This is a genomic window from Patiriisocius hiemis (genome assembly GCF_031846325.1).
GTDB classification, from domain to species: Bacteria; Bacteroidota; Bacteroidia; order Flavobacteriales; family Flavobacteriaceae; genus Patiriisocius_A; species Patiriisocius_A hiemis.
The window spans coordinates 825079-844872 of sequence record NZ_JAVRHZ010000001.1 but is presented as its reverse complement, the minus strand read 5'-3'; the positions used below and the strand labels follow the sequence as shown (position 1 = coordinate 844872).

The 19794-nt window shown below is 32.1% G+C and carries 20 protein-coding genes; 11 read left to right on the top strand and 9 right to left on the bottom strand.

Features of this window, described 5'->3' with window-relative positions; translation table 11 throughout:
- Positions 1 to 37: 37 nt before the first annotated feature.
- The 6 genes from RM538_RS04005 to RM538_RS03980 all read left to right on the top strand — a co-directional run bounded on the left by RM538_RS04005 (position 38) and on the right by RM538_RS03980 (position 5600).
- A complete protein-coding gene (locus RM538_RS04005) occupies positions 38 to 1039 on the top strand; it encodes a glycosyltransferase family 2 protein (RefSeq protein WP_311332103.1) in 1002 nt (333 codons plus the stop codon).
- Positions 1040 to 1050: 11 nt separating this feature from the next.
- Positions 1051 to 1995 (top strand): CdaR family protein, encoded by a 945-nt coding sequence (locus RM538_RS04000; protein WP_311332102.1) that lies wholly within the window; start codon positions 1051 to 1053, stop codon positions 1993 to 1995.
- Complete coding sequence (gene coaE, locus RM538_RS03995; protein ID WP_311332101.1) at positions 1992 to 2576, top strand: dephospho-CoA kinase; 585 nt, start codon at positions 1992 to 1994, stop codon at positions 2574 to 2576. The genes RM538_RS04000 and coaE overlap by 4 nt, the downstream gene beginning before the upstream one ends.
- Before the next feature lie 78 nt (positions 2577 to 2654).
- Complete coding sequence (locus RM538_RS03990) at positions 2655 to 4217, top strand: sensor histidine kinase (protein ID WP_311332100.1); 1563 nt, start codon at positions 2655 to 2657, stop codon at positions 4215 to 4217.
- Between the two features lie 4 nt (positions 4218 to 4221).
- Entirely contained in the window at positions 4222 to 4938 is a 717-nt protein-coding gene (locus RM538_RS03985; protein ID WP_311332099.1) for a response regulator transcription factor, read from the top strand.
- A 77-nt stretch (positions 4939 to 5015) separates the two neighbouring features.
- Positions 5016 to 5600 (top strand): acyloxyacyl hydrolase, encoded by a 585-nt coding sequence (locus RM538_RS03980; RefSeq protein WP_311332098.1) that lies wholly within the window; start codon positions 5016 to 5018, stop codon positions 5598 to 5600.
- On the opposite strand, the gene miaA is transcribed toward RM538_RS03980, so the two are convergent.
- From miaA to RM538_RS03945, 7 genes are all read right to left on the bottom strand, one after another.
- Positions 5597 to 6493 carry a tRNA (adenosine(37)-N6)-dimethylallyltransferase MiaA gene (miaA, locus tag RM538_RS03975; RefSeq protein WP_311332097.1) on the bottom strand — a complete coding sequence of 299 codons (897 nt, stop codon included), beginning with the start codon at positions 6491 to 6493 and terminating at the stop codon, positions 5597 to 5599. The genes RM538_RS03980 and miaA overlap by 4 nt on opposite strands.
- Positions 6493 to 7356, bottom strand: coding sequence for an ion transporter (locus tag RM538_RS03970; RefSeq protein ID WP_311332096.1), 864 nt, complete (start codon positions 7354 to 7356; stop codon positions 6493 to 6495). Before RM538_RS03970 ends, miaA begins: the two co-directional genes overlap by 1 nt.
- Before the next feature lie 35 nt (positions 7357 to 7391).
- On the bottom strand, positions 7392 to 8771 hold the full coding sequence (locus tag RM538_RS03965) for an exonuclease domain-containing protein (protein ID WP_311332095.1): 1380 nt from the start codon (positions 8769 to 8771) through the stop codon (positions 7392 to 7394).
- 22 nt (positions 8772 to 8793) lie between these two features.
- On the bottom strand, positions 8794 to 9447 hold the full coding sequence (locus tag RM538_RS03960) for a YggS family pyridoxal phosphate-dependent enzyme (protein ID WP_311332094.1): 654 nt from the start codon (positions 9445 to 9447) through the stop codon (positions 8794 to 8796).
- An 11-nt stretch (positions 9448 to 9458) separates the two neighbouring features.
- Positions 9459 to 10697, bottom strand: coding sequence for a DUF1015 domain-containing protein (locus RM538_RS03955; protein WP_311332093.1), 1239 nt, complete (start codon positions 10695 to 10697; stop codon positions 9459 to 9461).
- Positions 10698 to 10764: 67 nt separating this feature from the next.
- Positions 10765 to 11652 (bottom strand): 3-hydroxybutyryl-CoA dehydrogenase, encoded by an 888-nt coding sequence (locus RM538_RS03950; protein WP_311332092.1) that lies wholly within the window; start codon positions 11650 to 11652, stop codon positions 10765 to 10767.
- Positions 11653 to 11695: 43 nt separating this feature from the next.
- Positions 11696 to 12670 carry a Gfo/Idh/MocA family protein gene (locus RM538_RS03945; RefSeq protein ID WP_311332091.1) on the bottom strand — a complete coding sequence of 325 codons (975 nt, stop codon included), beginning with the start codon at positions 12668 to 12670 and terminating at the stop codon, positions 11696 to 11698.
- A 151-nt stretch (positions 12671 to 12821) separates the two neighbouring features.
- Between RM538_RS03945 and RM538_RS03940 the strand changes: the two genes are divergently transcribed.
- Genes RM538_RS03940 through RM538_RS03930 form a run of 3 tightly spaced genes read left to right on the top strand, consistent with a single transcriptional unit; the run spans position 12822 to position 14770 of the window.
- On the top strand, positions 12822 to 13463 hold the full coding sequence (locus RM538_RS03940) for a protein-L-isoaspartate(D-aspartate) O-methyltransferase (RefSeq protein ID WP_311332090.1): 642 nt from the start codon (positions 12822 to 12824) through the stop codon (positions 13461 to 13463).
- A 58-nt stretch (positions 13464 to 13521) separates the two neighbouring features.
- Entirely contained in the window at positions 13522 to 14091 is a 570-nt protein-coding gene (locus RM538_RS03935) for a hypothetical protein (RefSeq protein ID WP_311332089.1), read from the top strand.
- Positions 14081 to 14770 carry a DUF2490 domain-containing protein gene (locus RM538_RS03930; protein ID WP_311332088.1) on the top strand — a complete coding sequence of 230 codons (690 nt, stop codon included), beginning with the start codon at positions 14081 to 14083 and terminating at the stop codon, positions 14768 to 14770. The genes RM538_RS03935 and RM538_RS03930 overlap by 11 nt, the downstream gene beginning before the upstream one ends.
- Here the strand turns inward: RM538_RS03930 and RM538_RS03925 are convergent.
- Positions 14767 to 17238: a DUF5686 and carboxypeptidase regulatory-like domain-containing protein gene (locus RM538_RS03925; RefSeq protein ID WP_311332087.1), complete on the bottom strand. Its 2472-nt coding sequence runs from the start codon at positions 17236 to 17238 to the stop codon at positions 14767 to 14769. The genes RM538_RS03930 and RM538_RS03925 overlap by 4 nt on opposite strands.
- A 63-nt stretch (positions 17239 to 17301) precedes the next feature.
- On the bottom strand, positions 17302 to 18081 hold the full coding sequence (locus RM538_RS03920; RefSeq protein ID WP_311332086.1) for a lipopolysaccharide kinase InaA family protein: 780 nt from the start codon (positions 18079 to 18081) through the stop codon (positions 17302 to 17304).
- Positions 18082 to 18149: 68 nt separating this feature from the next.
- On the opposite strand from RM538_RS03920, the gene RM538_RS03915 reads away from it, so the two are divergent.
- Together RM538_RS03915 and RM538_RS03910 are read left to right on the top strand one after the other, a co-directional pair.
- The gene (locus RM538_RS03915; RefSeq protein ID WP_311332085.1) at positions 18150 to 18989 is read left to right on the top strand and encodes a glycosyltransferase; all 840 of its coding nucleotides are present in this window, start codon (positions 18150 to 18152) and stop codon (positions 18987 to 18989) included.
- Entirely contained in the window at positions 18982 to 19791 is an 810-nt protein-coding gene (locus RM538_RS03910) for a glycosyltransferase family 2 protein (RefSeq protein ID WP_311332084.1), read from the top strand. The genes RM538_RS03915 and RM538_RS03910 overlap by 8 nt, the downstream gene beginning before the upstream one ends.
- Positions 19792 to 19794 lie beyond the last annotated feature (3 nt).

The following is a 19794-nucleotide window of genomic DNA, read 5'->3' as shown; positions in this document are numbered from 1 at the left end:
TTAGTAAATAGGGTATTTGTTTTACTACCTTTGTTTTATGCAGTTAACCTTTTCATTTATTATACCTGTTTATAACAGACCGGAGGAAACTAAAGAGCTTTTGGAAAGTTTAGCAATGCTGGAATATGATGATGGTTTTGAAGTTGTAATTGTAGAAGACGGTTCTACTGAAACTTCTGAGACTGTTGTTAAACAATTCTCTAATTCACTAAACATTAACTACTTTTTTAAAGAGAATTCTGGCCCTGGTTCTTCTAGAAACTATGGTATGCAAAGGGCAAAGGGCAATTATTTTATAATTCTAGATAGTGATTGTATTATTCCACCGCATTATTTAACAACAGTAAAAACCTACCTAACTAATACTTTTTACCATTGTTATGGCGGAGCCGATGCGGCAGATGAAGGTTTTAGTAAGCTGCAAAAAGCTATTAATTATACAATGACTTCTTTTTTTACTACTGGTGGAATTCGAGGGAATAAAAAAAGTATTCAGGAGTTTGAACCCCGTAGTTTTAACATGGGTATTTCAAAGGAAGCCTTTGAGGCAACAGGAGGATTTGGCATAATACATCCGGGAGAGGATCCAGATTTGTCACAACGAATAAAAAAGAAAGGCTACACTACTACGTTTTTGCCTAATGCCTATGTATATCATAAACGCAGAATCTCGTGGAAAAAATTTTACACCCAAGTAAAAAAGTTTGGCTTGGTTCGTCCTATTTTAAATAAATGGCACCCAGATGCAGCAAAAATTACTTTTTGGTTACCTACGCTATTTGTTTTTTTTACTCTAGGGTCTATCTTGTTAGGCCTGTTTTGTAGCATTCTTTTTTTAATACCTCTTTTAAGCTATATACTACTTCTTTTTATCGATTCTGCAATTAAAAATAAGAGTGTTGTGATTGGTTTTTTATCTATAATCGCTGTTTTTGTTCAATTTTTTGGCTATGGGTTAGCGTATTTTTATTCAACACTACATATAACTTGGATGGGAAGAAATCCACAAGAACAGTTTCCTCATTTGTTTTTTAAATAGTATATTCCTGTATGCAAAAAGCAAAGAGAAATTATAGAGCTACAAAGTTAAAGTCATTCTTTTTCTTTTTATTATTGGCCGTAGTTTTATGGTTGCTTACTAAATTTTCTCAAGAGCAAACAGTTTCATTAATTACTCAGGTTAGATATACAAACATTCCTGTTTCTTCTCAACTTTCAGAAAATAATATTAGTAAACTCTCTTTTGATGCTACAACCAATGGGTTTGAGTTTTTAATGCTTAGTTTAAAAAATCCATCGGTAGAGATTTCTATAACAGACTATCTTTCTGATGAAGATTCGTTAGTTTCTATTGACCAAAGTGAGTTAAAACAAATTATCCAAAATCAAATAGGAAAGAATTTGGAAGTAAAAAACCTTTCGGTTAGCTCAATTGATGTTTTATTAAACGCATTAGTTTCAAAAGAAGTTCCAGTAGCTCTCGATAATCAAGTTAGTTTTAAAAAGGGTTTTAAAACAATACAAGAGGTTACAATAACTCCTAATAAAGTAATTGTAGTAGGACCTAATGAGCTTTTAACCACAATAGATAGTATAAAGACTAAACCGTTTAAACTAAATAATGTAAATAGTTCTTTTTCTGAAGAAGTATTACTTATTAATCCTAATCCTAACCTTAAGTTAGAAACTTATAAAGTAGTTGTAGCTGCAACAGTTGAAGAATTTACTGCTCATAATATTACTGTACCAATAGATATTAGAAATGCTCCTCCTGATAAAAAAATAAAATTGATTCCTGAGAATATTAAAATCTCGTTTGTGGTCTCCATGAGTAACTTTAACAGCATTTCTAAAAGTGATTTTAGTATTATTTGTGACTTTAATACTGCAGATAAAAATCAAAGTTTTCTTATTCCTGAGATTGCAAAATCGCCAGAAGGAATATCGAATATAGAGTTGAGCCATAACAAAATTAATTACCTTATTTTTAAATGAAGATAGTAGGACTTACAGGAGGTATAGGTAGTGGTAAGACTACTGTTTCCAAAATGTTTAGCACATTAGGAGTGCCTGTGTATATTGCAGATATTGAAGCAAAGAAGCTTACCAACACTTCTAAAGTTATTAGAAAAAAAATTACTACAGTTTTTGGAGAAGATTCTTATATAAATGATGTTTTAGACTCTAAATATATAGCAAATATTGTCTTTAATGATTCTGAAAAACTTGAAAAGCTTAATAATATAATTCATCCTAAAGTTGCTAAACATTTTAAAAAGTGGTGTCTAAAACAAGAAAGTGTGTATTGTATTAAAGAAGCAGCTATCCTATTTGAAAATGGAGGGTACAAAAGCTGTGATGCTACCATTTTGGTAACAGCTCCAGAGCATATAAGAATAGAACGTGTAATGCAGCGAGATGGAGTTACAAAAGAAGAAGTAAAAGCACGTATGAAAAACCAATGGAGTGATACTAAAAAAAGAAGTTTAACACGATTGGTAATTGAAAATATTGACTTAGAAAAAACACAAGAAAATGTGTTAAAAATGCACGAAAAGTTTTTAGAAACCCTCTAGCTTTTAGCTATCTTTCATTTTGTTAACATTAGGTTAAAAGGAACACCCCCTAAATGTTAAAATCTTATTTTTGGGCTTATGAACAAAAAGCTTTTTGCACTCTTAATTGCTCTAATGTCATTATCCTTACTTGGGATTATTTTTGTTCAAGGGTACTGGATATCAAACTCATACAAAACAAAAGAAGACCAATTATCTATTAACATCCGTCAGATTTTAGTTTCAGTTGCAAAAAAAATTCAGATTAGAGAAGCAGAGGACTATTACAATGTATATAGTAGGTTGATTGATAGCTTAGATACTCCCACCAATGCAAGCTTAAGTGAACTGGTATATAGTTTTCGAAATAATGATGATAATGAAACAGTAATTTTTTCGGACGGAATTTTAGCCGAGGACTATAAACTTTCTTCAAACTTTCAGGATGTAGAATTAGATAGCATTCAGTTTAAAAAAATAACTAATAGACAAACAAGCACTAAAATAAATGATGGAGTAGACGGTTCTGGTAGTACTAAAACCATTAATGAATCTTTTTCAAGGTTAAAAGATTACGAATTAAGTCAATTTGAAAGGCAATATAAAATTCTTTCGGCAAAACAGCCTATTCATCGTAGAGTTTCAAAAGAAGAAATTTCTGAATATCTTACTCACGCGCTTAATGAGTATAACTTGAACTCTAATTTTGAGTTTGCAGTATATAGTAAAGGTTTAGCAACAAAAGTACGTTCTAGTAAGTTTAAACCAAATCCTAAGACTACCTACGAAGTACCATTGTTTGTTAATGAAGAAGCAAATACTACGTATGATTTATTGGTGAGTTTTCCAGGAAAAGGGAAGGTTGTATTAAATGAAATTTTAGGGATGGCAGTTTTGTCGCTTGTTTTTACAGGCGTGATTGTACTTACATTTGCAAATGCATTATCCCAAATTTTTAAGCAAAGGCAGATTTCACAAATTAAAAGTGATTTTATAAACAACATGACCCATGAGTTTAAAACACCTATTGCTACAATTAATTTAGCACTTGATGCATTAAAAAACCCTAAGGTTAAAGATAATAAAGAGTTTTTAGAGCGATATCTAAAAATGATTAAAGACGAAAATAGACGTATGCATGCTCAAGTAGAAAATGTATTACGTATCTCTAAACTAGAGAAAAACGAATTAGATTTACAGAAAGAACGTATTAAATTACACAATGTAGTAGAAGATGCAATCTCACACATTAGTCTAATTGTTGAAGATAGAAATGGGTATGTAAAAACTCATTTTGGAGCATTAAAATCTTCAATACTTGGTAATGAATCGCATTTAACCAATGTAATTGTAAATTTGTTAGACAATGCTATAAAGTATTCTGAAGATGAGCCAAAGATTGATGTTTTTACAGAAAATGTAAAAAACAGCATTGTTTTAAAAATTAGAGATCAAGGAATGGGAATGACAAAATCTGTTCAGAAAAAAATATTTGAAAAATTTTATAGAGAACATACCGGAGACGTACATAACGTTAAAGGTCATGGTCTTGGCCTTGCCTATGTAAAAAGAATTCTCGACGATCATGATGCAGAAATCTACGTTGAGAGTGAAAAAGGCAAGGGTAGTACATTTACACTTAAATTACACTTAATATCTTAAAATTATGGAAACTGAAAACAAAAAAATTCTTCTAGTAGAAGACGATCCAAACTTTGGTACGGTACTCAAAGACTACCTTGCCATGAATGATTACGACGTAACACATGCCAAAAATGGTATGGAAGGTTTTGAAAAGTTTAAAAAAGACGACTTTGATCTTTGTATTCTTGATGTAATGATGCCATATAAAGATGGTTTTACATTAGCCAAAGAGATTCGTGAAAAGAATGAAGATGTGCCAATTATTTTCTTAACTGCAAAAGCAATGAAAGAGGATGTATTAAAAGGCTATAAAGTAGGAGCAGACGACTACTTAAACAAACCTTTTGATAGTGAGGTATTGCTTATGAAAATAAAAGCTATAATTCAACGTAAGGCTACAGATTCAATAGCAGACAGTAAACAATTTGAGTTCGAGATTGGAAACTTTTTCCTAAACTCAAAACTTCGTTTTTTAACCTATAAAAAAGAAGATCCAGTAAAATTATCTCCTAAAGAAAATGAGTTGTTAAGACTATTAGCACTTCATAAAAATGATTTAATGCCTCGTGAATTAGCATTAACTAAAATATGGAGAGATGATAACTACTTTACTTCTAGAAGTATGGATGTATATATTGCTAAACTTCGTAAATATCTTGGTAAAGATGACGGTGTAGAAATAATCAATATACATGGAGAAGGATTCCGTTTGGTAGTTAGAGATGAAGTTGATAACTAATTTTAAGAATAAACTAAAGTGTCATAAAACACCCTTTTTCTAGGGTGTTTTTTGTTTTTATGCTATATCTTGATGTCGTGAAATTAATCTTATTTCTATTACTCCCCAGTTTTATTTTTGCCCAGCATAATAAAGAGTTCAGCAGTAAGCATAAGCTTGGATTCTCTTATGGTTTAGGAACTAGTTATGGGCTTGATTTTTTAAATGCAAATATTGATCTGGACTATGATGTACACCTTATTCAAATAAATTACCATAGAACAATTCTGAAAAAACAAAAGTTTGAACTTGAAGGTGTTTTTACTCCTCAGTTCAATATTGTGAGCTTTAGGAAAAAAAACAATTCCCCTACAGCTACTAATTCTTTTGAGTATGGTCTTAATTTGTCCTTACTTGGACGACTTTATTTATCCAATAAAAAAATCTCAGTCTTTGGTTTGCTTGGAGTAGGGCCACACTATATTAAAAAAGGACCTGCAAAACAAGTGCCTGGTTTTATTTTTTCAGACAACATCGCTCTTGGTTTTACTTATAATTTACTTACTAATATTTCTCTTGAATATAAACTGGGGTGGAGACACTTAAGTAATTTAGATAGAGAACTTCCTAATGAAGGTATTAACTCTGTATTAATGAATGTTGGTCTTTTTAAAAGTTTTTAGACTATTGCATCAATTATTTCTAAAACTGGAGTTCTATAATCAAACCACTTTATCTCACTATTTTTATTAAACCAAGTATATTGCCTCTTAGCAAATCGTCTAGTATTCTTTTTTATTTCTGAAATAGCTTCATCTAAAGAAATTTTCCCATCAAAAAAAGGAAATAACTCCCTGTAACCTACTGTTTGTAGTGCATTGTGGTTTTTATAAGGAGCTAAACTTTCAACTTCTTTAAGTAACCCATTTGCAATCATAGTATCTACCCGTTTATTGATTCGATCATAAACATTTTCCCTATCTGCTGTTAGCCCTATATATATTGTTTGAAAGGGCCTTTCTGGTTTCGGTTGATTAAGAAAAGAGGAATAGGGCTCACCAGAACTTTTATACACTTCTAATGCTCTTATTAACCTATGTGGGTTTTGTGTATCTACTTTATTATAATAAGTTGGATCTACTTCTTTTAATTCACTTTGTAAAAATTTAATTCCCTTTTCTTTAAAAGCAATATTTAGTTTTTCCCTAATGTTTGGAGCTATTTTTGGAAAGGTATCTAGTCCTTTTGTAACTGCATCTATATATAAACCAGAGCCGCCTACAAGTATAGCGTAGTCTTTTTTGCTATAAAGTTTATCTAGTTTTAAAAGTGCGTCTTTTTCAAAAGCTCCTACGGTATATGTTTCAGTTATACTTTTATGTTGAATAAAATGATGCTTAGCAGCTTCAAGTTCTTGAGAAGAAGGTGCCGCTGTGCCAATAGACATTTCTTTATAAAATTGACGGGAATCTGCAGAGAGGATATCAGTAGAAAAATGGTTGGCTAGTGATATTGCAAGTGATGTCTTACCAATAGCTGTTGGGCCAACAACGCAAATGAGCGTAGGTTTTTTCATTAGCCTAAATTTTCAGCTTGGTGTAACGCTTCACCACATTTATGACAAAATTTTGCATCATCTCTATGCTTAGCAGTACCGCAAGATTGACAAATTTGTGTATTCACATGCACGTATTCTTCATCCTCTATTTTAATAGGCTTGGTATTTCTAGTATACTCTGCACTTACAATTCCTGTAGGTACAGCTATTATTCCATAACCAGTAATCATAATAAGTGCAGCTAGAAACTGGCCTAAAGGCGTTACCGGTGCAATATCACCAAACCCAACAGTAGTTAATGTTACAATACACCAATATACACTTACAGGAATACTTTTAAAACCACTTTGTTCTCCTTCAATAAGATAAATAAGGGTACCAAATATTATACACATAATAAGGACTGCAAAAAGGAAAACCAAAATTTTAGGACGGCTATCTCTTAAAGCCTTCATTAGTTTGTTTGATTCACCTACATATCGAGTAATTTTTAAAATTCTAAAAACTCTAAGAAGACGTAACGCTCTTACAGTTAATAGATAATTGCTTCCTGCCAATATAAATGAAAGGTATAGAGGTACTGTAGATAAAAAGTCTATAATTCCGTAGAAACTAAAAATATAACTGAATGGTTTTTTAACAGTTATAATTCTTGCAATATACTCTAACGTAAAGAAAATAGTTATTATCCACTCACCTATATACAATAGATTGTGATATTTTAAATCTATAGAACTAACACTCTCGAGCATTACAAAAATAACACTCAAAATAATTAAGACTAGTAATATAATGTCGAATAGTTTACCTGAAGGAGTATCTGCTTCGTAGATAATTTCATGTAATTTTTTTCTCCATGTACTATTTGTAGTTGCTTCCAAAAGTGGGTATTTATAGTAAAAATAGTAAGATTAACTCAATTTACAGTATTCTTCTCTAAGTTGATTATTTTAAGAACTTTCTTCTTTTTAATATATGACTGAATGATGTGTTGCGAGTCTCTATCATTTTTTGAATGAATTATAATACTTTTTAGCACCTCAGGATTTGTAATCTGAAAGTTTAAATTATAAAAACCGAAACCTTTATACGCTCCATTTTCGATATAGATAACAGAGCGTTCATCAATATCTCTACCCTTATCTATTATCAACATGTTTTGATTGGCATAGCTATTTTTATCTAGAAAGTCTTTAACCCTTGCATTATATGTTTCTTTAGACTCTTCATTTATACACGCACCATAACATTCTTTAATTGTGTATAAAAAACAACTTGATTTTGTTTTATAAAGTCCCGTGAGTTTTTGGCAAAGAGCATACTTTTCAGTTATCTTAAAAAGGGAAGACTTTGCTTGTTGGTAGTTTGTAAATGTTATTATAGGTTTATTTTGGGTGTTTGCTTTTTCTATCTTAAGGTTTATATATCCATCTTGGTCAACAAAAGATACTAATTGGTTATTATAAAAAGTTTTACGTAGGGCTCTATTATATTTTGGTTTGTTTGTTTTAATCTCTGCACTTTCTTTTAACAAAGCAATAAGTTCATTTCCTGTTAGCTCATATGTAACTGAATGTACTTCAAGTTGAATTCTTTTAGATTTTTTATTGTCGCTTGTAAAGTGCTGAGTAAGTCTTTTTTGAATGTTTTTACTTTTTCCTATGTATATAATTTCACCAGATTTATTATGCATGTAGTAAACACCAGTCAATCTTGGAGCAGTTTCAATGAGGTCTAGTAGTTTAGGCTCTAGCTGTCTTTTTGGGTCTTTTCGCACCATTTTTGACACAATTTCTTTCTTCGTGTCTTTTGCCAATAACATTTTAAATAATGCAACAGTTGCTTTTGCATCTCCTTGTGCTCTGTGCCTGTTACTTAATGGAATACCAAGCGATCTAACCAGCTTCCCTAAACTGTATGACTCTTGATCAGGAATTAATTTTTTTGCTAGTTCTACTGTACAAATAGTTTCTTTCTCAAATTGATATCCCAGTCTATCAAACTCTGTAGTAAGAATTCTATTATCAAACTTAGCATTGTGTGCTACGAGGATAGCACCCTCTGTAATCTCAATTATACGTTTGGCTACCTCATAAAACTTTGGAGCATTACGAAGCATATCACTACTTATGCCTGTGAGATTAACTACAAAAGGTTGAATGGGTCTTTCTGGATTAATAAGGCTCGAAAACTGATCTACCACTTGATATCCGTCAAAACGATAAATTGCAATTTCTGTAATACCCTCTTCGTTGTATTTACCTCCTGTGGTTTCTATGTCTAATATTGCGTACAAGTATGCTTTTTAAATGCTTTTCTTAATAATTTCGTTCTCCAAAAATAGCGCTTCCCACACGTATCATTGTACTCCCTTTTTCTATGGCAATTGTATAATCACCACTCATACCCATACTTAAGATTTCTATATTTGGGTCTTCTTTTTTAAACTCTTCAAAGGTTTTTTTAAGTGATTCAAATTCTGAAGTAATTTGCAATTTGTCATCTGTAAAAGTTGCCATCCCCATTAATCCAACAATTTTTACATGTTCAAAATTTTTATAATTTTCTGAAGCTAATAAAGCAAATGCATCCTCTTTACTTAACCCGTATTTACTATCTTCTTCAGCAATCTTTATTTGGAGTAAACACTTTATAACTCGCTCATTTTTTTTAGCCTGTTTATTAATTTCCTTTAAAAGTCTTGGGCTATCTACAGCATGAACCAAGCTCACAAAAGGAGCTATATACTTAACTTTGTTTCGTTGTACATGGCCAATCATGTGCCACTCTATATCTTTAGGAAGCTCCTGCCACTTGGATTCCATTTCTTGTACTTTGTTTTCTCCAAATACAAGATGTCCAGTATTATATGCTTCTAAAATTTTACTTGCTGGCTTAGTTTTTGAAACTGCCACAAGTGTAACAGTATCGGGAATAGTATTTTTAAATGTTTTTATTTTTTCTGCAATCATGTTCTTTCTTTCTAAAATTCGTAAATAGTAACACCACTTCTAAGTTTAGGTTCAATGTATGTACTCTTTGGAGGCATTTTTAAACCTTCGTCTGCTATTTTTTTTAGCTCTTCTGTTGTTATTGGGAGTAACCCAAATCCAACTTGAAATTCACCCTTATCAACTACACTCTTTACATAGCTTAAATCTTTTTTTCCATGTGAATAGTCTAGACGTTTGTCGTTTCTAACATCAGTAATATTCAAAATTGGAGCTAAGATTGTAGTATATAAAATTTGAGTGTCTAAGGCATCTAGTGCGTTATTAATCTCATAACTTCCTTTCCTCAAGTATAAGGAATAGAAATCACCATCTAAGTACATGCTAAAATGGTGCTTTTTAGACGGCTTATAATATTCTTGCTCTCTGTTTTCAATCCTGAAAGATGCATCTAGTGCAATTAAAAACTCCTCTTTACTTAATCCATTTAAGTCTTTTACTAACCTATTGAACTCGTAAATTTTTAAATCACTTTCTGGAATTAAATAGCTCATAAAATAATTATATGGCTCATCTCCTTGATGGTTTTCATTTTTTGATTTTTTATACTTTGCCAATAAACAAGATGATGAAGATCTATGGTGCCCGTCTGCAATATAGAGAGTGTCCATTTCTGAAAAAATACCACTTATTTTTTTTAGGATACTAGAATCATCTACCTTCCATAAATAATGAGTGTCACGATATGTAGTTGTAAATTCATATTCTGCTCTTTCTTTTATTACTTCAGCAATAAACGCTGCAATTTCATCATTATCTGGGTAGGTTAGTAACACAGGTTCTGCATTAAATCCTACAGTATCAAGGTATTCTTTAAAAATCTCTTCGCGATATTCTATAGTGTCCTCATGTTTCTTTATTGTATCATTTTCATAATCTTGTGTACTTGCAGCACCAACAATTCCATGAAAAACTAAACCATCTCTATTTACAATTTTGTAGACATAGAAAGACTCTTTTTCATCTTGAATAAAAATCTCGTCTTCTTTAAACTCTTGATATCTGTTTTTTACTAAGGTGTATCGCTCTTTTCCAGAAATTATCTTATCATATTTATAACCAGGATTAATAATATGTAAAAATGAAAATGGGTTATCCCTTAATCTAGCTTCTACCTGAGCAGCAGAATAGCTGTCATAAGATCTAGCGGCAATAAGACTTACCTTGTCTCGGGTAGGTCTAACTGCTTTAAAAGGGATTATTCTGGGCATATAGTCATTTTATATTTTGAAAATAGCGAGAGGTACCACTCTAATTAGTAACTGAAAACTAGATTAATTATTGAAACATTTTTGATACTGTTTCTGCTTTCCTGTTTTCACTATAGTCATAAAAACCTTCTCCACTCTTGCTACCTAGCTTACCAGCCATTACCATATTTACAAGTAGGGGACAAGGTGCGTATTTTGGGTTTTTAAAACCGTCATACATCACATTTAATATAGATAAACAAACATCAAGTCCTATAAAATCTGCTAATGCAAGAGGCCCCATTGGATGTGCCATCCCCAACATCATTACGGTATCAATTTCTTTAACTCCTGCAACACCATTATAGAGTGTTTCAATAGCTTCATTAATCATTGGCATTAAAATGCGATTGGCAACAAAGCCTGGGTAATCATTTACCTCTACAGGAACTTTGCTAAGTTTTTTGGATAAATCTGCTACTACATCATACGTTTCTTGGCTAGTATTGTACCCCTTAATGATTTCTACTAGTTTCATGATTGGTACAGGATTCATAAAGTGCATCCCAATTATCATTTCGGGTCTAGAAGTTACTGCTGCTATTTGTGTGATAGATATAGAAGAAGTGTTACTTGCTAGAATAGTATCTTCTGGACAAAAGGTATCTAGGTCTTTAAAAATTTTTAATTTTAAATCTACATTTTCGGTTGCAGCTTCTACAACAAGACTAGCGTATTCTACTCCTTCTTCGAGGTTAGTGTATGTAGTAATATTTGCAAGTGTTTGTTCCTTATCTGCTTCGGTGATTTTTTCACGAGCCACCATTCTATCAAGATTTTTAGCAATGGTAGCCATCCCTTTGTCAAGAGATGCTTGTGATATATCTATTAATTGTACTTTATAATCGTTTTGAGCAAAGGTGTGAGCAATACCATTTCCCATAGTTCCTGCTCCAATTACGGCTATATTTTTCATAATATTGCCCGCAAAAGCGGGTATCTTTTTAGTTATACTTTATTTAAATATCTAGTTTTTTAAAATTTTCTATAATTTTCATTGCCACTCTAAGCGCTTCGGTTCCTTGAGTAAGACTTACAACAGGTGTTTGGTTCTTTTCAATCGCTTCAGCAAAACTTTCTAGTTCGTCAAGAATAGCATTGTTAGGACTTACATCAGGATTGTCAAAATAAATCTGTTTTTTAACTCCTTCAGCATTAGTTAATATCATTGCAAAGTCGTCTGGATCTTTAGGAGCATCCTTCATTTTTACGACTTCACATTTTTTTTCTAAAAAGTCCACAGAGATATAAGCATCTTTCTGAAAGAAACGTGCTTTACGCATTTTTTTCATTGAAATTCTACTCGCTGTAAGGTTGGCAACACAACCATTTTCAAATTCGATACGGGCGTTTGCAATATCTGGAGTGTCGCTTATTACTGAAACACCGCTAGCATGAATACTCTTAACCTGAGATTTTACTACGCTTAAAATAGCATCGATATCATGTATCATTAAGTCTAGGACTACTGAAACATCTGTTCCTCTAGGGTTAAACTCAGCCAATCTGTGGGCCTCGATAAACATAGGGTTTTCAATCATATGATTTACCGCCATAAAAGCAGGATTGAAACGTTCTACTTGCCCTACTTGACCACGAACCCCTTTTTGTTTGGCAAGATCCCTTAGGGTATTTGCTTCTTCAACGGTATGTGTAATGGGCTTTTCTATAAATAAATGCTTACCAGCATTTACTACTTTTTCTGCACATTCAAAATGATAAATTGTTGGTGTTACCACATCAACCATATCGCAAGCATCAATAAGTGCTTCCATAGAGGGAAAGCTTTTGTAGCCAAACTCTTCTTCAATCTTTTTTGATGCTTCTTGATCTCTATCAAAAAACCCAATCAATTCATATTTTGATGATTGCTGTAATAATTTTAAATGTATTTTTCCTAGGTGTCCGGCACCTAAAACCCCAGCTTTAAGCATATTTTACTTTTTTAAATTCTTTAGTAAGAACTCCTACAAAGGTACACCTTTACGTACCAAATTAAAAGCTATGACTATGTTCAATAATTTTAAATTTTAAAGTTGAAAAAAACACTTCGTTTACCTATTTTGCAGTAAAAGAAATTAGCTTGTGAAAGATACTTTTACACACAGAGGAATGCGAAAGCGTTTGGTTGAAACTCTTCAAAAAAAAGGAATAAAAAGCAAACAGATACTAGAAGCTATTAATACAATACCTAGGCATTTGTTTATGGATTCTGGATTTATAGATCATGCCTATGTGGATAAAGCATTTCCAATTGCTGCAGACCAAACCATCTCTCAGCCCTATACTGTTGCTAGACAAACCGAATTATTGGGAATTACAAAGGGTGATAAAGTACTGGAAATTGGGACAGGTAGTGGATATCAAACCGCAGTTTTGCTAGAATTAGAAACACAGGTATATACTATTGAAAGACAAAACGAATTATTTAAAAAAACAAAACGGTTTTTACCCAAATTAGGCTACAGACCCAAACGATTTATTTTTGGGGATGGATACATTGGGCTTGAAGCTGAGGCGCCTTTTGATGGAATTATTGTTACTGCGGGAGCACCTTATGTCCCTAAACCACTACTCGCTCAATTAAAAATTGGAGCTAATCTGGTTATTCCTGTAGGTGATGCAGTTCAAATAATGACTGTTTTTACTCGCAAAAGCGAAACTGAATTTGAGAAGAATGAGTATGGAGAGTTTAGATTTGTACCTTTATTAGAAGATAAAAATTAGAGAACTCGCTTAACCTTTTAAATTTTTGAATACTATTTTATCACATTAACCTCTTTAAATGAAGTTTAGTCTTTTTCTTATTATGATACTTTTTATACAGTCAAGTTTCTCTCAAGAAAAATTTGAAAGGGAGTATCGTTTAAAACTTGAAGAAGTTCCACAATCTGCCAGGGAGTTTGTAGAACAATTTAACTTTAATAAAAAAGTTAAATGGTACAAAGAAGAGAGTGATAAAGGAAACTCTATAGAGGCTAAAACTAAATTTAAAGGAGATAGGTATAGTATTGAGTTTGAAACTAATGGTGTATTACAAGATTTAGAAATAACTACACATATAGATAACTTAACTTCAAGAGCCAAATCTGCAGTTTTAAAAAAGTTTTTAGAGGATTTCGATAAATTCAGAATTGTAAAAATTCAGCATCAATACATTGGTGAAACTTCAGTACTACTTGAATTTTTTAACAATAAAAGTAAAAGAAAAGAAGTAACCGAAAATTATGAAATAGTCGTCAGAGGTAAAAAAGATAAAGTGTATAGAAAATATGAGTATCTTTTTTCTGCCTCAGGAAAGTTTCTATCCAAAAAGCGAATTATTTTAAGAAATACAGATAACCTTGAGTATTAATAAACACCTTATACTAGGTGTTTTATTATGTAGCACCTTTTCTTTTTTTAGTCAGTCCAACTATCAAGGGGGGTTATTGCCTAGTCTTAATTTCAATAAAAACATAACTGAAGTATGGCAACTCAATTTTGAAATTGAATCTAGACAACAACTAGCAGCTGGTTTTTTTGAGAATCCAACAGAATTAAATTATGAGTATATCCTCACAGATTTTACTGCAATTACGTCACGAAAAGTGGGAGTGAATGGAGGTATAGGAGTAGGATATCTATTTAGAGTTAGTGGTGACAAAATAATACAGCGAAGTTTACAACAATATACATTTACCAGACGCTTGCAAGGTGTTAGGTTGGGCCATAGAATTAGAGTTGACCAAACCTTTGAAAACTCTAAAAGTCCTGTCTTTAGAGCTCGCTATCGTTTTGGGAGTGAATTCTCGCTAAATGGGCAAGATGTTGATCCAAAAGAATGGTACTTAAAAATTAATAACGAGTATTTAGGTGTTTTTGAAACTGCAGAAAATGATTTAGAAATACGTCTAGTCCCTGTATTAGGCTATGTTTTTACTGATACTAATAAAATAGAAGCGGGACTAGATTATAGAGTTTCAAACTTTATTGACGATGTTTCTAGTCATCGATTTTGGTTTGCTATTAATTGGTATTTAAAGCTTGATTAATCAATAAAGTTTAAAAACTTCAACCCAAAAATAAAGGCTCCTTCACTTTGACCATTATAGAAGGAGCGAACATAATCTAATCTTAAAAATCGAAAGCTACCAATCCCTAGATTATCAATTCCTATAGATAATTCTGTATAAGGCTTGTTTCCATCAATAGTAAGTGCATGTGCTCCAGCTACTAAGTTAAAATTAAGCGCATTAATTCCTGGAATTTTACCCAGAATCCAGCCTCTAAAGTCATGTTCTAGATGTGCTTCTACATAGGACTTATTAGTGCTTAATTGATAGTATGGTAATAAGTTAAATACATTAGTATATCGCGATGCTGTACCCACTCTTGTTTGATTTCCATTAAAATGCTGAAAATCTACAAATGAGATGTCATCAGCATTAAAAAATGTACCTCCTTTGAGACGGTATCTAAAATCTCCTTTATTTCCTATAGTTACTTTTTGATATAAACTTGCTCTTATCTGGCTATAATTAAGACCATTATTTGACGCTCCTAGACCATTTTCAAAAGTGATGCTAAGTGATGGGAAATCGTCATTACCAATATTAAACTTTCCGTCTGGATATAGATAATATTTTTGTCCAAAAGTGATAGCAGCTGTTACACTTGTTTTAAAAATTGAATGCTTTTGTAAAGCTGTATTCTCCGTATCCAAAGGATTTAACGGATTATTAGATGAATAAGTTACATCATCGTTAGGGATGGTAACATAATCTGTGTTGTTAAAAAGTGGGTTGCGTTCTTCATAACCAGTATTTACAAACAAACGTAAGCCATTAAACAATTCCTGACTATAATTGGCTTTAAGATAATTTAGCTCATAAAACTTAGCATAATTACGTTCAAAAAAAAGTGTAGAAACACTATTAATTAATGGAGAGATTGGCTGACTACCATTAAACTGCTGTACACTACTACCCCCATATAATGAAAGTCTAAGTCTATTGGTTCTATTAAAGTTTTTTGTGATTCCTCCAGTTAAACGTAGTCTATCTTCTGCTATTCCGTAGGTTGCATTTGCATATACAGAAAGCCATTTTGTCGAATTTTCATCATACCACTTAAAATAGTTTAAACCAGCACCGCCATTCCACCCCTGTACTGTATTAAAATTAATTGCTGGAAAAGGACCGTCATAGCTTATACGCCATTTTTTATAAGTGTTTGCGTAAGTGTATCCTGTGATAGGGTCCAATAGTTTAAACTTGTTATTCTTCCCATCAATAGAGTCTAAGTATTTTTTAGATTTCCGAAGGGTTTGTAAACTATCCTTCTTTACGTAATCTTTTATTTCTTCAGTAGTAAGTGGAACAGGGCGTGTATCTTTCCAAAATAGGCTATCTTTTTTATTGGCTTCCTCAGCAAAGGTTAATACTGCATTACTAAAAGAGTTTTTACTGAAACTTGGCTCAAAATTATAATTGCTATAGACTGCAATAAACCTTCCGTCACCTTTGAATCCTAGAAAGCCGAAACCAAAGTCGATAGTTTGTGAAATCTTTACCCAAGAATTATACTCTTTGTCATAACTGAAATTCTGTTTAAAGAGTAAATCTTTTACAAAAGGAACCTGTATTGCGTCTCCGTTAGTAGTTAATTCTATTCCGTATAACTGCCAGTCGTCCTCAACAATATAAATGGTTCCACTCCAGACCCTATCGTTAGGTCTTTTAGGTAGAACGTTTATTTTGTTTATGAGTTTACTTCCTTCATAAAAAACACCATCTAGCTTGTACTTGTAATAATTAAACGCATTACTGGCAATAGGTGATACAATAGCTGCATTGAGGTCTACAGTATTTTCATAAAACGAAAAGTTTGCATCTAGTGCGCTATTAAAACTAAAGCCATTATCATCACCACTTACTTTACTTGCTAGAATAGTCTCGTTAAAATTATCAGGTTCTTGATACGCAATTTTACTAATAGTTTCACTTAGGTAGACAATTCCTGTTCTAGTAGAGTCTAAAGCGCCATCAAAATCTCCTACTTCTTGACCTAGTATTTTTTCTGGTGCATCTTTAACACGCCAAATACCACGGGAATAAAAATCGGCTTCAAAAGCAGAAATACGCTCTAAATTTTCCTTACGCTTTGCTATGGTTTCACGAATAATGCGATACGCAGGGTCTTCAGAAGTATTTATAACAACTTCATCTAGGCTTACTTGTTCTTCTCTAAGAGTAACATTAAGAACAGTAGTTTCACTATTTATTTTTTTTGAAACAGTCTTGTATCCTAAAAACTGAAATACAACAGTTTGTTCATTTGACGTATCAATTTCTAAAGTGTAATTCCCTTCTTCATTAGAAGTAGTTCCTTGATAACTTCCTTCTAAATAGATGTTTACATAGGGTAGTGGGGAGCCTTTTGTGTCTGTAACGGTTCCCGTAATTTGAGCAGTTAGTATGCTAGAAAAAAGGAGAAAAAAGTAGAGAATAATTTTTTGCATTGGTAGTTGTTTTCAACTAAAGACGAAGATAGGGGTTAAAATGTTTCTTTTGGATTTTAAAGATTAAGCTTTCTTCCTTTTCTTCCTCCAAAAAAAGTATTTTTCCTTAAAACGCTCACGCCTTTTAAAACTCGAAGAAAATTTATGCGAGTAATAATACATCACTTGTTTTATTTTTTCTTTTGATTGTGAGGTATAGTGTTTTGCATATTCGTCACATAATAACTCTAGCATAGCATTTTTAGGTGATAGTCTTGCAAAGTTTTTCATTCGTTTGTGAAAACCCATAGTTTCAAAATTCATTCGGTTTAAATCAACCAAATAAAAATCGTGTCCTACGTCTTTTTTTATAATAAGTGTATTTCCTGGCGAATGATCAAGGAAGTTTATTCCTTTTTCATGAAGTGAAAACGTAAAGCGAGTAAATTCTCGCATGATAGCTTCATAATTTGGGAAGTTATTATCATCTACTAATTCTCTTATGGTAAAATCATAACTAAGATGCTTACTTACATAATAACTATCGTATAGCAGTCCCCCTTTTCTGTTTTCTATAAAGGCAATAGGCTCTGGAGTCTTTACATCTTTATCAAGTAATTTTTGAGCATAGTAAAAAGATCGTTTAGCTTTTGAATCTCTAAAAAAACCATACGCTATTTTATTGATTAGGTGCGGAACTTTAAAAGATTTAATATTTAAAGGTATGTTTTTAACTTGCGTAACCTTGATAACATTACGTTTATTAATGCCACCTTCTAGGGTATGAAAAGACGCTATGAGGTTCTCAACGTCTGCTTTTGTAATTGTATCTTGTTGCGGATGTACAACGAGTGTTTTGCTCATAAAATTTACTTGCTAAAAAACAATACCTTTGCTATAGCAAATATAAGGCTACAAAAGTAACGCTACTCATGTTTCAACATTTTTTAATCACAAGATTTAATCTTAGAAAGGAAACTTGGACTACCAATAAACAAAATGTTGCAGTATTAACAGAAGAGTGGCACGAAAACAGATTTAAACTTTTTAAAGATTACTGTTTTGCTAGTGTGGCTGCACAAACAAACAAGAATTTTGTTTGGCTTGTTTTTTTTGACACTACAACATCAGAAAAGTATAGGCTTGTTATACAGGAATTGGAGCAACAACTGTCTAATTTTAAACCAGTATTTGTGGACGGGATGGATGCCTTTTTACCAGGAATTCATAACGAAATAGCAAAATATAATGTAGACTATATAATTACAAGCGGTCTAGATAATGATGATTGTATAGCTAATGAATATGTAGGTGAAGTACAGTCTAATTTTGATAGTCAAGATTTTCTGGCTGTAGACTATGTAGATGGATATACGCTCCAAGTAGCCCCTAAAGTGTTACTCGGAAAAAAACTGCATTTGTACAATCCGTTTATGTCTTTAATTGAAAAAAATGATACACCTAAAACTTTCTATGCAGTCGCACATAGAAAGTGGAAGAAAGAAAAACGGGTTTTACAAATAAGAGGGAAACGTATTTGGTCTTCGGTAATACATCATGAAAATAAAATAAATGAATTTACTGGCTATGGAGATGTTACAGCAAAAATGTTTTTTAAATACTTCTCTATAACTTCTACAAAAGAAGACTGGATAACTAATGAAATTATAGACACTACGAAATGGAGGTATAGAAACTTAATGAATAGAGTGTCTTCTTATTTTATATTTTATAGTAAACAACTAAAAAAGAAACTTGGGTTTTATGGGTAATTTAAAATCAAAAATAAAATGCTCACTTGTAACGCCTACCTATAATTGGCCTGAGGCACTAGAATTGTTATTACTTAGTGTAAAAAGTCAAACACAGTTACCAGACGAGGTTATTATAGCAGACGATGGCTCTGGTAACGAAACAGCACAACTAATAAAAAGATTTCAAAAAGACTTCCCTGTTCCCTTGTACCATATTTGGCATCCAGATAATAAAAACCAGAAACCGGCTATAATGAATAAGGCAATTGCCAAAGCAAAATATCCATATATAGTTGAAATTGACGGTGATATCATCATGCATAAAGATTTTATTAAAGACCACCTTTCTTTAGCTGAGGAAAAAACGTTTTTATATGGTAGTAGAGTAAATATTCAAAAAGATTATTTGCCTGAACTTTTCAGAAAAAAGAAAACCCATTTTCATTTTTTTTCAAAAGGAATTAAAAAAAGGGGTAGAACATTAAGAATCCCTTTTTTAGCCAATAGATATGGCAAAGAAAGTGAGCGGTCATCTAAGTTAAGAGGTTGTAATATGTCCTTTTGGAGAGAAGATTTTATAGCTGTAAATGGCTTTAACGAAGGACTTACAGGTTGGGGCATAGATGATAGTGAAATGATACAAAGACTCATTAATAATGGAATTAAAGGCAAGCGTTTAAAACATAAAGGGATTGTGTATCATATCTATCATAAAGAACAAGACAAGAGCCATATTGAGGTAAATAAGTTGATTGAAGAAGAAACAACGAGTAAGAAACTTACCTATATTAAAAAAGGGGTTGACCAATACTTAAATTAATTC

Bases quoted from the DNA above. Each gene is read 5' to 3' on its own strand.
- RM538_RS03960 (WP_311332094.1), bottom strand. From the start codon at position 9,447: ATGATTGCAGAAAAAATAAAAACATTTAAAAATACTATTCCCGATACT.
- RM538_RS03925 (WP_311332087.1), bottom strand. From the start codon at position 17,238: ATGCAAAAAATTATTCTCTACTTTTTTCTCCTTTTTTCTAGCATACTA.
- RM538_RS03945 (WP_311332091.1), bottom strand. From the start codon at position 12,670: ATGCTTAAAGCTGGGGTTTTAGGTGCCGGACACCTAGGAAAAATACAT.
- RM538_RS03955 (WP_311332093.1), bottom strand. From the start codon at position 10,697: ATGCCCAGAATAATCCCTTTTAAAGCAGTTAGACCTACCCGAGACAAG.
- miaA (WP_311332097.1), bottom strand. From the start codon at position 6,493: ATGAAAAAACCTACGCTCATTTGCGTTGTTGGCCCAACAGCTATTGGT.
- RM538_RS03910 (WP_311332084.1), top strand. From the start codon at position 18,982: ATGGGTAATTTAAAATCAAAAATAAAATGCTCACTTGTAACGCCTACC.
- RM538_RS03935 (WP_311332089.1), top strand. From the start codon at position 13,522: ATGAAGTTTAGTCTTTTTCTTATTATGATACTTTTTATACAGTCAAGT.
- RM538_RS03990 (WP_311332100.1), top strand. From the start codon at position 2,655: ATGAACAAAAAGCTTTTTGCACTCTTAATTGCTCTAATGTCATTATCC.
- RM538_RS04000 (WP_311332102.1), top strand. From the start codon at position 1,051: ATGCAAAAAGCAAAGAGAAATTATAGAGCTACAAAGTTAAAGTCATTC.
- RM538_RS04005 (WP_311332103.1), top strand. From the start codon at position 38: ATGCAGTTAACCTTTTCATTTATTATACCTGTTTATAACAGACCGGAG.
- RM538_RS03915 (WP_311332085.1), top strand. From the start codon at position 18,150: ATGTTTCAACATTTTTTAATCACAAGATTTAATCTTAGAAAGGAAACT.
- coaE (WP_311332101.1), top strand. From the start codon at position 1,992: ATGAAGATAGTAGGACTTACAGGAGGTATAGGTAGTGGTAAGACTACT.
- RM538_RS03985 (WP_311332099.1), top strand. From the start codon at position 4,222: ATGGAAACTGAAAACAAAAAAATTCTTCTAGTAGAAGACGATCCAAAC.
- RM538_RS03950 (WP_311332092.1), bottom strand. From the start codon at position 11,652: ATGAAAAATATAGCCGTAATTGGAGCAGGAACTATGGGAAATGGTATT.
- RM538_RS03920 (WP_311332086.1), bottom strand. From the start codon at position 18,081: ATGAGCAAAACACTCGTTGTACATCCGCAACAAGATACAATTACAAAA.